This window comes from Roseibium algicola, assembly GCF_001999245.1.
GTDB lineage: Bacteria > Pseudomonadota > Alphaproteobacteria > Rhizobiales > Stappiaceae > Roseibium > Roseibium algicola.
In genome coordinates this window covers 3,074,062-3,086,141 of sequence record NZ_CP019630.1, presented here as the reverse complement: position 1 = coordinate 3,086,141, position 12,080 = coordinate 3,074,062, and the positions used below count along the sequence as shown (strand labels likewise).

The following is a 12,080-nucleotide window of genomic DNA, read 5'->3' as shown; positions in this document are numbered from 1 at the left end:
CCTGCCGGCACATAATTCCATTGACGGGCGGGCGAGTGGCCGGCCTGCATTCAGCTATCCTTCGCAGCAAGCGCGTTGAGCACTTCCTGCGAGGCCTTGTCCGTCAGGTCATCAACCTCGACGCGGGCTTCGGCGCGCGTTGCCCAGTCGGCAGCAGCAGCCTGTCCCTGTTCTGGCAGATCCTTGTAGGCGGCAAGTGCCGACTTGAGGTCTCCCTTCCGGACGGCGTTTTCCATGCGCTGCAGGGCAGCGGCCGGCCCGTCGCCTTCACCCGAGCCCGAACGGCGAACGGTGAACAGCGACTGTGCACTGGTCATCAGGCTGTCGAGTACATCACCGGACCGGTCCGGTTCGGAAAACGTCTGGTAGACAGAGCGCGCAACCGGTGGGAACTGGGCGATCAGCACGGGCACCGGCTCGACACCGGTCTTGGCGTTGGCCTCCAGTGCAGACAGGTCGAGCCCGCCCGGCAGCCCCGCCTTGACGGCGGCCAGCTCGGTTTCATATGGGCGGCCGGAATCAACGGCCGACTTCAGCGCGGAAACGGACAGAGCCCTTGCAGCAACTTCACGCGCCGTCGCATCGCCCATCGTTGCCTCAACCGCGGCAAGGCGCGTTGAAAGCGCGTCCAGTTCAGAGCGCAAACCTTCCAGCGCTGCCGTGTTGGCCGCGCCGACAGACTTGATGTCGGCAGCCAGCGAAGACAGGGTCTCGGTTGCCCGTGCCTGGCTGTCGGCAAGGGTCTTCAGGGAAACGTCCGACGTCGATACGGCTGTCTGTGCTGCCTTCGCGGTCGTTTCGGTATTGGAAAGTCTGGTTTCCACCTCGGAAAGGGTCGTCTTCAGGTCCGAAAGCTGGCCCTCGAGCCCGGTTACGGAACCCGAAAGCTTGTCGGCTTCGGAAGATGTCGATGTCGTGTCGGTTTCCAGCTTGGCCAGGCGGCTTTCAAGCGGCGCCAGATCCACCTGGCTGTCGCCCTTCACTTCCTCTTCCAGCGCGGCCAGACGGCTTTCAAGCGGCTGGAGATCGGCTGGGGTTCCTTCGCCGGTGCCGGCCCCAGCCGAAGCAACGGTGCTGCGCAGTCCTTCGACATCCTGCTTCAGGGCATCGACCGCGGCACTCAGATCGGACGACGACGCATCCTGCAGTTTGGCTTCAAGCGCGGTGACCTTGCTTTCCAGAGCAGAAACAGCACCGGAACTGCCCTGGCTGGAGACCGAAGACGTCACGTCGCCGAGTTTTTTCTCCAGATCGGAGATCTTGCGTTCGGCGGCATTGAGCGCGCTGGTGAGCTGCTGGTTCGGCTCGGGCGACAGTTTGACGAGCCCGGCCTGATAAAGGCCGAAGCCGCCGCCAAGCACCAGGATACCGCCGATAACGGCCGCGATCAGAACGCCGAATGCCCCGACACCGCCGCGGTCTTCAGCGGCAGGCGGATTGGAAAAGCTGGTTGATCCCCCTGGACGGGAGCTGCTGCTTGTCGAGGAGGTTCCAGGCTGGCTGGTGGCAGACGTAGATGAGCTTGCCGGAGACGCCGGCTTGCCGGTCGCAGATGACGACCCGGTTGTGCTCGTTCCTGCGGGCTTTCCGGCTGTGGAAGACCCGGCAGCGGTAGACGACGAAGAAGAATAGCCTGATCCGGTCGAGGACGAGGTCGATGCAGACGAAGAGGGCGACGATGTGCTGCCCGAACTGCCAGTGCTGCCGGAAGACGTTGTATTTCCGGCTGACGTTGAGCTGCCGGACGCAGTCGTGCTGCCGATACCGCCTGTCTTGGCTGCACCTGCAGTCGTGCCGCCAGCCCCCGTCGTGGCGCTCGTCGTTGAGCTCGTACCAGAGGCTGGCTTCGTGTCTGTCGGCTTGGCACCGACCTTCTCTGCGGTCAGATCGATCGTTACCGGCCGCTTGCTGCTGCCGGAGGAAGACGCAGTGCTGCTGCCCGGCTTGTCCTTGCCGCCGGTGCCGCTGCCGCCCGATGAAGATGTCCCGCCCGGGGATTTCTTGTCCGTCGTCATCTCATCTCCTCCTGAACCCTGCCGGTCCCAAGACCTTCACTATACACACCTCTTTGCGAAGCGGTACCGCCGCAGCAAAGACTTTTGCGCGCTGCAAAAGAACGACTCCCCCGGATCTGGTTAACACTGTGTTAAAGCCAGATCCATCAAGGCGCTTTCGTTCGGCGCAGCTGCAATACGCACCTGGCTTACCTCAAATAGGGGCTCGGCCGACTGCCGCGAAAGGGCATAGACAGGCAACCTGGAAAAAATATGGTCGAGACCGTGCCTGCGAACCAGCGCCAGAAAAGCTTCGGCCGTGCGTTTGGAATAAATGAAGACACCATCAAAGGCATTCTGGCGAAGGCCGTCAACCACGGCAGAAGGCAGGCTTTCCGCCGGCTCCATGCGGTAAAGCACGACGGTGCGACAGGAAATGCCCCCTGCGGCGAGAAGTCCCTCCAGATCCCCCGCCCGATCCTCGGCAGCAGGATAAAGGACGACCCCTGAGGGCAACCCGCTCCGATTATCGAGAATCAGCTGAGCCAGCGCAGCGATATCACCGCTGGCCGAAATTACACTTGAAAAGCCCGCTTCCCGGCAGGCGAGTGCGGTCGCGTCGCCCACCGTGAAAACCGGCAAGCTCCGCAAGGCATCGATCCGGCCCTTTGCCGACAGGACGGCGACCGACCGCCGGCTGGAAAACGCCAGCGCCGACACGCCATCCAGCCCGAATTGTGCAGACCGCACCTCAACGGTTTTCAGAACGGGAGCTTCATCGGCAACATGCCCCAACGCCCGCAGTTTTTCAGCGGTCCGCCGGCAATCCGGCTGGGGGCGTGTCACCAGAAAGCGCATGACCGGGTCAGGTTCCTGCCAGAAAGTCCGGTCCCATCCGGGTTTTCAGATCTTCCCCGACAGACCGGCCAATCCGCGCGGCCTCTGCCGCAGGCCCACTGCCCGATGCCTCATGCGCGGCCGATCCGTCCGGCTTCAGCACAATCCCTCGGAAGTGCATCGTATCACCTTCGAGCGTTGCCAGACCGCCGATGGGCGTGCGGCAAGACCCGTCCAGAACAGCAAGGAAGGCGCGCTCCGCATCAAGGCGGATCTGCGTTGCCGCGTCGTGAATTGCCGCCAGCATTTCAAGGGTAGCCTTGTCGTCCGCCCGGCTTTCGATGCAGATCGCACCTTGGCCGACAGCCGGCAGAAACTGGTCGGTTTCCAGAAGGCTGGTGATTTCCGCTTCCAGGCCCAACCGGCGCAGACCGGCAGCCGCCAGAAGTGTTGCGTCCACCTCGCCCTCTGCCAGCTTGCGCAGGCGTGTCTGCAGGTTGCCGCGGTACATCACCACTTCGATATCCGGGCGCAGCCGCTTGATCATCGCCTGGCGACGCAGCGAACTGGACCCGACGACAGCGCCCTGCGGCAGATCGGTCAGGGTCTTTGCCTTGGGCGACAGGAACGCATCGCGCACATCTTCCCGCGGCAGGAAGGCCGTCAAAGCCAGACCATCCGGCAGGACCGTCGGCATGTCCTTGGACGAATGAACGGCAAGATCGATCCGTCCGTCCAGAAGCGCTTCCTCGATTTCCTTCGTGAACAGCCCCTTGCCACCGACTTCCGACAGCGGCCTGTCCTGGATCCTGTCGCCGGAGGTCTTGATGACCACGATCTCGAACGCGTCTTCGGCCAGATCATGGGCCGCCATCAGCCGGTCGCGGGTTTCGTTGGCCTGTGCCAGCGCCAGCGCGCTGCCCCTTGTTCCGATACGCAAAGGATTTGATTGCAAGGTTTACCGTCCAGATGCTACGCCCGGCAGAAATGACGGGCACCGATTTATGTCTTTTCGGATGTCCTAACACAGGCCACCGCACTTAGACCAATGACCTCAGTCAAAACAGATGACAATGCGACCAATCTGACGGTCCTGGGCATTGAAACCAGCTGCGACGAAACCGCAGCAGCGGTTGTGTGCGGCCCTGCGCACAAGAAGATCCTCTCCAATACAATCCGATCGCAGATCGACGAGCATACAGAATTCGGTGGCGTGGTGCCGGAAATTGCCGCCCGTGCCCACATCGAAATCCTCGACCGGATCGTTGCCGAAGCCATGAACGAGGCCGGTTGCGGCTGGGACGATATCGACGCGATTGCCGCAACTGCCGGTCCCGGCCTCATCGGTGGTGTCATCGTCGGCTTCATGACCGCCAAGGCCATCGCCATGGCAGCGGGAAAGCCGATCGTCGGCGTCAATCACCTGGAAGGCCACGCCCTGACCGCGCGCCTGACCGACGATCTCGAGTTTCCGTTCCTCTTGCTGCTCGTCTCCGGCGGCCACAGCCAGTTCCTGCTGGTGCGCGGCGTCGGGGACTATGAACGTCTCGGCACGACCATCGACGATGCCATTGGCGAAGCTTTCGACAAGACTGCCAAACTGCTGGGCCTGCCCTATCCCGGCGGCCCGCATGTAGAAAAAATGGCAGCCAAGGGCGACGTCAGCCGCTTCCGCCTGCCGCGTCCGCTTCTGGATCGCCCGGGCCTCGACATGTCCTTCGCCGGACTGAAGACGGCCCTTCGCACCCAGGCGAAAAAGCTTGAACCTGTCGATGAACAGACGATTGCCGACCTCTGCGCGGCCTTTCAGCGATCTGTGTCCGACGTTTTGGCAGCCCGCACCCGCTCCGCACTCGATCTCTTCCGGACACGCCACCCGGGTGTCAAACCGGCAATCGTTGTGGCTGGCGGTGTCGCGGCGAACCAGGAAATCCGCAACAGTCTTCTGGCTGCGGCAGAAGAGGCAGATGCCCGTTTCATCGCGCCGCCCATGCGCCTTTGCACCGACAATGCAGCAATGATCGCCTGGGCCGGTATCGAGCGGCTTCGACTTGGCCCCGTGGACGACATGAGCCTGTCACCCAGGCCTCGCTGGCCGCTGGATTCAGCCAATGCCGGTGTGCTCGGCGCGGGCAAGAAAGGCGCCAAGGTCTAGGGTGTGGACCTGTAAATCATCACTCAATTTCCCACCGACCCTTTTGCGCGATCAAAGACCCTGTTAGGAAACTTCAGCCTTCCAACAAGGACTGTTCTGAGAAATGCGCGTCTACCACAAGGCCTATGTCTACCTGACCTGCGGCACGGACCTTCTGGTCTTCGACGAACCGGACACGCCTCATCTGGGCCTGCAGGTTCCGGGTGGCACCATCGATCCGGGCGAAAGCTTTCTGCATGGCGCCATGCGGGAATTTGCCGAGGAAACCGGCCTCGAACTGGACGTGGCCTTTGATCATTTTTCCAGTCAGGATATCCCGTTCGAAACGATCCCTCCCGTCGGCCAGTACCGGCCCGCACCCAACCGTCCGCTGCTTGGCCGACACATCCGCCGCAACTACCATGTCCGCCTTGGTGCCCGGCCGAAGAGCGAGTGGGAGCATTACGAAATGCATCCCAGCAGCGGCGGCGAACCGATTCGCTACCGTTTCTTCTGGGTTGACCTCTTTGGCGAACGGGCAAGCGACGAGGAAAACTTCTTCGCAGCCTTCGGCGCGCCCCTCGACGCCCTGCGCAAACGTGTGACACACCTCGCCAACGCGGCATAAACAACAGTTCTTTCAAGGATCTGCCCGTGCTGATCTACCAAAAGGCCTATGTCTACCTGACCTGTGGAACAGAGCTTCTCGTGTTTGTGGAACCCGATTTCCCGAACGCCGGCCTCCAGGTTCCCGGAGGCACGGTCGATCCCGGCGAAAGCTATCTGCAGGCTGCCAGGAGAGAATTTGCCGAGGAGACCGGACTTTCGTTGGATATCGCGCTCGAATCGTTCGCCGACCAGGACCATATCTTCAAAGATGTTCCCCGTTGTCTCGACGGCTTGCATCGCCGGCGGCATTTTCACGGCCGAATTCGTGAAAAGCCCGCGACAGAATGGGAACATTTCGAAATGTCACCGAACGCAGGCGGCCCCCCGATAAGGTTCCGTCTGTTCTGGATTGACCTGTTCACCATGGATGCGCCGACCGAGGCCCGCTTTTTTGAAGGGTTTGGAGCGCAACTTGAAACATTACGGACGCGCGTGGAAAGGCAGAGCAATGGGCGCCATTAGGTCTATCGGCGTCGTTGGCGGCGGCGCCTGGGGCACGGCCCTGGCCCTGACCGCAGCCCGTGCCGGACGGGAAGTGCGCCTTTGGGCGCGTGATCCCGGTACGGTCTCCGATATCAGGTCCCGTCGGCAGAACCCGAGGTATCTGCCGGGAATCACCTTTGACGAGGAACTGGAAGCGACATCTTCGCTGGAAGTGGTCGCCGACGCCGATGCCATCTTGCTGGTGACACCCGCCCAGACAACTCGTGCGATGCTGGCTGCCCTGAAACAGACCGGCAAGGTACGCGGCCCCGTCGTGCTGTGCGCCAAGGGCATCGAACAATCCTCCGGCAAGCTCTTGTCGAAGGTCATGAGCGAGGAACTGCCCGGCGTCGAACCCGGCGTCCTGTCCGGCCCGAGCTTTGCCGACGACGTCGCCAAGGGCCTGCCGACTGCCGTCACCGTTGCCGCCAATTCGGCCAAGACCGCGCTCAGCCTGTGCGAAGCAATGCAATCGCCCTGTTTCCGGCCCTATGCCTCGATCGACATTCTCGGTGCCCAGATCGGCGGCGCCCTCAAGAACGTACTCGCGATCGCCTGCGGGGCCGTGGTCGGCCGAAAGCTCGGAGCCAGTGCCCAGGCAGCGCTGACCGCCCGCGGCTTTGCCGAACTGTCACGCCTCGGCACTGCCATGGGCGCACAGGGTGAAACGCTGACAGGCCTTTCCGGTCTGGGAGACCTTGTGCTCACCTGTTCGTCCAGCCAGTCGCGCAACTTTTCCTTCGGGCTGCGGCTCGGCGAAGGTTTCATGGCTTCCGAGCTGATTTCGGCAGGCGGCAAGCTCGCGGAAGGCGCCTATTCCGCCCGCGTCGCAGTCAAGCTGGCCCGCAAATACGATGTCGAAGTGCCGATCTGCGAGACGGTGGCCAGGATGATCGACGAGGACCTGACCATCGATGACGCCCTCAACACCCTGATGGCACGCCCACTGAAATCGGAAACGGCAGGGCTTTGACCCCGTCTCGACGAAACCGGCCTTCGACATAGGCACAAGCCGGCACCTGGCTCTCTTTCCGCTTGTGATAGGGGATTGGCATATGAGCGATATCCTCATCCCCACGGCGTCACCCCGGACAAGCGAAGCGCAGATCCGGGGCCCACTCGCCGCGCCGCTTGCCGAAGCAGACAAGGTGCCCTGAAGAGGCACAACCCATTCCAGCTCTCTGGAAACGAGTAGCCCCCGGGTCTCGCGTTGCTCGCCCGGGGTGACACTTGTGCTTGCTGCCTGTCTTTAGTCCAAAGTCAGTTGCCCTGCCACGAAGGGGAGAACAGCTCCCCCACGTCCTCATCCTGAGGAGCCGGGCAACGCCAGGCGTCTCGATGGATGGGCCGCTTGCATAGGGTGTGATGCACCTCCCCGACTTTCCCCCATTGAGTTTCCCCCGCCCCGGCCCTAGGTTCGACGCAGATTCGACCAACCCGGGGAATTCTTCATGCTTTATGCCCTGATCTGCACCGACAAGCCCGGTGCCCTGCAGACGCGCCTCGACAACCGCGCCGCCCATCTCGACTTCCTGAAAGGCCTCGGCGACAGCCTCAAGGCAGCCGGCCCGTTTCTTGACGACGACGGCAACATGACCGGCTCGCTGGTGGTGATCGAAGCCTCCAACCGCGACGAGATCCTGGCGATCTCCCAGGAAGATCCCTACGCCCGTGCCGGTTTGTTCGAAAGCGTCGAGATCCGCCCCTGGAACTGGGCAATCAAGAACCCGGAGGCAAACTGAGTGCAATACTGGCTGATCAAGTCCGAGCCCGACAAATGGTCCTGGGAACAGCAGAAGGCCCGTGGCGACAAGGGTGAGCAGTGGGACGGTATCCGGAACTACCAGGCACGCAACAACATGCGGGCCATGGAAATCGGCGACAAGGCGTTCTTCTACCATTCCAACATCGGCAAGGAAGTCGTCGGCATCGTTGAAGTCTGCAGCGACATCCATCCGGACACCACCATCGATGATCCCCGCTGGGAATGCGTGGACTTCAAGGCCGTCCGTGACATGCCCAAGCCGGTGACCCTGGCCGACGTCAAGGCCGAACCGCGCCTTGCCAAGATGTCGCTGGTCACTTCCATGCGCCTGTCGGTTCAGCCGGTCACGGAAGAGGAATGGAAAATCGTCTGTGAAATGGGCGGCCTGAAAGAGCCTGCCTAACGTCCTCTCCTGAGAGATCCGCCCTGAATGGCCCTTATCAAGGATCCGGCAGCCTTCATCCGGAAGGAGACCAAGGTCAAACCTGTGCCGCATGCGGAGGAAATCCTTCTGCATGTGGCCGATGAGGCCATGGATCTGTGGCAAAAGACCGAAGACGAATTGGGCGAGCTAGGCCTGCCGCCGCCATTCTGGGCCTTTGCCTGGGCAGGCGGCCAGGGACTTGCCCGCTACGTGCTCGACACGCCGGAGCTGGTCGCGGGAAAACGCGTTGTCGACTTTGCCTGCGGCTCTGGTCTGGTCGGTATAGCTGCCATGAAGGCCGGCGCAGCGTCCTGCCACGCGGTCGACATCGACCCCTACGCCCTGACCGCAACACGCCTCAACGCCGCGCTCAACGAGGTGGAGATCACCACCGAGACAGCAGACATCACCACCGGAGAACCGCCGCAAGCGGACCTTGTCTTCTGTGGTGACGTTTTCTACGACAAGCCCATGGCCGACAAGGTGCTGGCATTTCTCGACATGTTGCTGACGAACAACATCGAGGTCTATGTCGGCGACCCTGGCCGGTCCTATCTGCCCTCGTCACGCTTGGTTGAACTGGCGGCCTACAGCGTTCCGGTGGTCGGTGCGCTGGAAGACAACGAGATCAAACGCACCCGTGTTTTCCGGTTGCAGGAAAAATCATCCGGAGAATGACCTGGTGGCGGATCAGTCTTGCGGACCATCGCCTTGCACATAACTTTTTCCGCAATCCCACTTCCTCTTTTTGCAGCTTGCGATAGGTTAGCCGTTCAAGCTTAAAGCGCTTTCCTGTTCCGATGTGTTTCTAGGAGTCCTTCATGCCCATCGTTAATCGCCTCGCGGATCTGGCCGACGAGATCACCGCCTGGCGCCGCGACATTCACGAAAATCCCGAAATTCTCTACGAAACGGTGCGGACTGCCGAAAAGGTGTCCGAGCTGCTGCAGAGCTTCGGTGTCGATGAAATCGCAACGGGTGTCGGCAAGACGGGCGTCGTTGGCGTGATCAAGGGCCGCAACGGCGGTGCCGGCAAGACCATCGGCCTGCGTGCCGACATGGACGCGCTGCCGATCGAGGAAATCACCGGCAAGGACTATGCCTCCAAGATCCCGGGCAAGATGCATGCCTGCGGCCATGACGGCCACACCGCCATGTTGCTGGGCGCTGCAAAATATCTCGCCGAGACCCGCAACTTCGACGGCACCGTCGTCGTCATCTTCCAGCCCGCCGAAGAAGGTGGCGCAGGCGCGAAGGCGATGATCGACGATGGTCTTCTGACCCGCTGGCCGATCGAGGAAGTCTACGGCATGCACAACTTCCCGGGCATGCCGGTGGGCGAATTCGCCATCCGCAAGGGCCCGATTATGGCCGCGACCGACGAATTCCGCATCACCATCACCGGCCGGGGCGGCCATGCCGCCAAGCCGCATGAGACCATCGATCCGATCGTGATCGGCTCGCAACTGGTGTCCGCGCTGCAGACCATCGCCAGCCGCAATGCCAATCCGCTCGATTCGGTTGTTGTGTCGGTGACCGTTTTCCAGGGTGGCAACGCCTTCAACGTCATTCCGCAGGAAGTGCTGCTGCGCGGCACCGTACGCACGCTGAGCCCGGAAATGCGGGATCTCGCCCAGGCACGGATGGAATCCATCGTCAGCTCTGTTGGCGATGCGTTTGGCGCAAAGGCAGTTCTGCAGTTCACTCGCGGGTATCCGGTCACGGCGAACCACGACGAGCAGACGGATTTCGCGGCGGCCGTCGCCGAAGGCATTGCCGGGGTCGGCAAGGTCAATCGCGAGATCGAGCCGATGATGGGCGGGGAGGATTTCTCCTACATGCTGGAAGAACGCCCGGGCGCGTTCATCTTCGCCGGCAACGGCGACAGCGCGGGCCTGCATCATCCGGCCTATGACTTCAACGACGACCTGATCCCGGTCGGCTGTTCCTACTGGGTGAAACTGGTCGAAACGGCCCTGCCCGCGGCGGCCTGACCGCCTGTGAGAACCTTCATCGTCATTCCGGTTCGCACGATGCCGACCCGGGACGACGGGCCGGGATGACGGCGGGAAGGTTTTGGATTAAGAGTGACGCCGGTTCCGACCGGCGTTTTCATTTGGATTTTCAAATATGGCTCTTTCCCCGTTCAAGCTTCCCTTTCTGGCAGCCTATGTCGTGGTCGGGGCCATTGTCGGTGTCCTGGTCATCCACCCGCTGAACCTTGTGGTGGTCTGGTGGGAACTGGCACGTTTTTCGGAAACGGCTCCGAACCTCCTTGAATTTCTGACAGCGCGCCTGTGGCTGGTGCTGCTTCCCCGGCATCTGGATGTTGCGGTTGCCTATACCGGCCTCGGCGCAGTTGTCGGCCTCGCCTTCGGCATGTTCACCCGCAACTACATGCGAACGTCCGAAGCCTACCGGTCCCTGCGTGAAGAGCAGACCGCGCTCATTCCCGATCTTCTGAAACAGGGCGAGAACCGGCGCGTGGAGTTCAAGTCGTCGCTGCGCTGGGACCTGAAGGAAAACCGGACCAACCGGTCCCTGGAAAAGGTCATCGCCAAGACCCTTGCCGGCTTCTTCAATGCCGATGGCGGCCATCTTCTGATCGGTGTTGACGACAACGGCACACCGCTTGGTCTCGACAAGGACCTGGCAACGCTGAAAAGCCCGGACCTCGATTCGTTCGAGCGCACTGTCAACGACATCGTTTCCAAGACACTCGGCGGAGATCTCTGCCCTTACATCCACACGGTGTTTTCCAGGGTGGACGGCAAGGACGTCGCCATGGTCATCGTCAGCCCGGCACCCCGCGCCGTCTATCTGGAAGAAAACAAGGCCTCGGTCTTCTATCTGCGCAGCGGCAATTCCACCCGCGCACTGGATGTCCGCGAAGCGGTCAACTACGCCAACAAGAGATGGTCGTGACATGTCGGACATCGCCGGCTTCTTCTTTCCCGATCAGCTGCACCTTGCTGCATCGCTGACACTGATCGTCACCAGTTTCTTCACCTCGGCCCTGACAGCGGCCGTCGGCCTTGGCGGCGGGGTCGCGCTGATCGCGATCATGGCAACCGTCATGCCGGCCAGTGCCCTGGTGCCGGTCCACGGTGTCGTTCAGCTCGGATCGAACGCCGGGCGTGCGCTGGTGCAACTGAAACATGTCGACTGGCTGATTGCGCTCTGGTTCGCAGTCGGGGCGGCAATTGGCGCGGCCGTCGGCGGCGCCATCGCGGTGGAATTGCCACCGGCGGTTCTAAAGGCGGGCATCGGCCTGTTCGTGCTTTGGGTCGTCTGGGGCAAGGCGCCTCACTTCGGCAAGGCACCGAAACGGGTCATGGCGGCGGCGGGTTTTGCCTCCACGTTCCTGTCCATGTTCTTCGGTGCGGCCGGCCCCATCGGCGGTGCCGTCTTGTCGACCCTCGGCCTGCCGCGCCACGGGTTCGTCGCCAACCAGGCAATCACCGCGCTGATCATGCACGTCTTCAAGATCATTGCGTTCGGCGCGCTCGGCTTCGCCTTTGCGCCCTGGCTGGGACTGATTGTCCTGATGATCGCCAGCGGCTTTCTCGGCACACTCGCCGGCAGCCGCCTGCTCGGCCGAATGGACGAGAATAGCTTCAAGACCGGCTTCAGATGGGTAATGACCGCGCTGGCGCTGAACCTCCTGTTCCAGGCAGTGCGGGGCTGGCTCGGCTGATCCTTGCAGGAGCAGTCCTGAAACCGGCTTCAATCCCGCAGCTCTCCGGGCCCTTCAGCCGTTCTTGACCTTTCCCC

General features: G+C 62.0%; 13 protein-coding genes. 10 read left to right on the top strand and 3 right to left on the bottom strand.

Annotated elements, in window-relative coordinates; translation table 11 throughout:
* Nucleotides 1–50 precede the first annotated feature (50 nt).
* From B0E33_RS14495 to hemC, 3 genes are all read right to left on the bottom strand, one after another.
* Nucleotides 51–2,015, bottom strand: coding sequence for a hypothetical protein (locus B0E33_RS14495; protein WP_208997630.1), 1,965 nt, complete (start codon nucleotides 2,013–2,015; stop codon nucleotides 51–53).
* 120 nt (nucleotides 2,016–2,135) lie between these two features.
* Entirely contained in the window at nucleotides 2,136–2,852 is a 717-nt protein-coding gene (locus B0E33_RS14480) for a uroporphyrinogen-III synthase (protein ID WP_077291581.1), read from the bottom strand.
* A 7-nt stretch (nucleotides 2,853–2,859) separates the two neighbouring features.
* Nucleotides 2,860–3,786 (bottom strand): hydroxymethylbilane synthase, encoded by a 927-nt coding sequence (gene hemC, locus B0E33_RS14475; protein ID WP_077291580.1) that lies wholly within the window; start codon nucleotides 3,784–3,786, stop codon nucleotides 2,860–2,862.
* Nucleotides 3,787–3,879: 93 nt separating this feature from the next.
* Here hemC and tsaD point away from each other — a divergent pair, with 93 nt between their 5' ends.
* The 10 genes from tsaD (at nucleotide 3,880) to B0E33_RS14425 (ending at nucleotide 12,003) form a co-directional block, all read left to right on the top strand.
* Complete coding sequence (tsaD, locus tag B0E33_RS14470) at nucleotides 3,880–4,986, top strand: tRNA (adenosine(37)-N6)-threonylcarbamoyltransferase complex transferase subunit TsaD (protein WP_077291579.1); 1,107 nt, start codon at nucleotides 3,880–3,882, stop codon at nucleotides 4,984–4,986.
* Nucleotides 4,987–5,089: 103 nt separating this feature from the next.
* Nucleotides 5,090–5,593, top strand: a complete 504-nt coding sequence (locus B0E33_RS14465) for an NUDIX hydrolase (protein WP_077291578.1) — start codon at nucleotides 5,090–5,092, stop codon at nucleotides 5,591–5,593.
* Between the two features lie 26 nt (nucleotides 5,594–5,619).
* Complete coding sequence (locus tag B0E33_RS14460; protein WP_055659702.1) at nucleotides 5,620–6,096, top strand: NUDIX hydrolase; 477 nt, start codon at nucleotides 5,620–5,622, stop codon at nucleotides 6,094–6,096.
* Entirely contained in the window at nucleotides 6,083–7,090 is a 1,008-nt protein-coding gene (locus B0E33_RS14455; RefSeq protein ID WP_077291577.1) for an NAD(P)H-dependent glycerol-3-phosphate dehydrogenase, read from the top strand. The genes B0E33_RS14460 and B0E33_RS14455 overlap by 14 nt, the downstream gene beginning before the upstream one ends.
* Nucleotides 7,091–7,568: 478 nt before the next feature.
* Entirely contained in the window at nucleotides 7,569–7,859 is a 291-nt protein-coding gene (locus tag B0E33_RS14450; RefSeq protein WP_055659704.1) for a YciI-like protein, read from the top strand.
* Nucleotides 7,860–8,285, top strand: a complete 426-nt coding sequence (locus B0E33_RS14445) for an EVE domain-containing protein (protein WP_023002897.1) — start codon at nucleotides 7,860–7,862, stop codon at nucleotides 8,283–8,285. It begins immediately after the preceding gene.
* 27 nt (nucleotides 8,286–8,312) lie between these two features.
* Nucleotides 8,313–8,984, top strand: coding sequence for a class I SAM-dependent methyltransferase (locus B0E33_RS14440; protein ID WP_077291576.1), 672 nt, complete (start codon nucleotides 8,313–8,315; stop codon nucleotides 8,982–8,984).
* A gap of 143 nt (nucleotides 8,985–9,127) precedes the next feature.
* Nucleotides 9,128–10,300, top strand: a complete 1,173-nt coding sequence (locus B0E33_RS14435; protein ID WP_055659708.1) for a M20 aminoacylase family protein — start codon at nucleotides 9,128–9,130, stop codon at nucleotides 10,298–10,300.
* 136 nt (nucleotides 10,301–10,436) lie between these two features.
* Nucleotides 10,437–11,231, top strand: coding sequence for an AlbA family DNA-binding domain-containing protein (locus tag B0E33_RS14430; protein ID WP_077291575.1), 795 nt, complete (start codon nucleotides 10,437–10,439; stop codon nucleotides 11,229–11,231).
* A gap of 1 nt (nucleotide 11,232) precedes the next feature.
* Complete coding sequence (locus B0E33_RS14425; RefSeq protein WP_077291574.1) at nucleotides 11,233–12,003, top strand: sulfite exporter TauE/SafE family protein; 771 nt, start codon at nucleotides 11,233–11,235, stop codon at nucleotides 12,001–12,003.
* The last annotated feature ends 77 nt before the right edge of the window (nucleotides 12,004–12,080 follow it).

Coding starts and splice junctions, on each gene's coding strand:
- B0E33_RS14455 (WP_077291577.1), top strand. CDS start 6,083: ATGGGCGCCATTAGGTCTATCGGCGTCGTTGGCGGCGGCGCCTGGGGC.
- B0E33_RS14440 (WP_077291576.1), top strand. CDS start 8,313: ATGGCCCTTATCAAGGATCCGGCAGCCTTCATCCGGAAGGAGACCAAG.
- B0E33_RS14465 (WP_077291578.1), top strand. CDS start 5,090: ATGCGCGTCTACCACAAGGCCTATGTCTACCTGACCTGCGGCACGGAC.
- B0E33_RS14480 (WP_077291581.1), bottom strand. CDS start 2,852: ATGCGCTTTCTGGTGACACGCCCCCAGCCGGATTGCCGGCGGACCGCT.
- B0E33_RS14450 (WP_055659704.1), top strand. CDS start 7,569: ATGCTTTATGCCCTGATCTGCACCGACAAGCCCGGTGCCCTGCAGACG.
- B0E33_RS14435 (WP_055659708.1), top strand. CDS start 9,128: ATGCCCATCGTTAATCGCCTCGCGGATCTGGCCGACGAGATCACCGCC.
- B0E33_RS14495 (WP_208997630.1), bottom strand. CDS start 2,015: ATGACGACGGACAAGAAATCCCCGGGCGGGACATCTTCATCGGGCGGC.
- tsaD (WP_077291579.1), top strand. CDS start 3,880: ATGACCTCAGTCAAAACAGATGACAATGCGACCAATCTGACGGTCCTG.
- B0E33_RS14430 (WP_077291575.1), top strand. CDS start 10,437: ATGGCTCTTTCCCCGTTCAAGCTTCCCTTTCTGGCAGCCTATGTCGTG.
- B0E33_RS14425 (WP_077291574.1), top strand. CDS start 11,233: ATGTCGGACATCGCCGGCTTCTTCTTTCCCGATCAGCTGCACCTTGCT.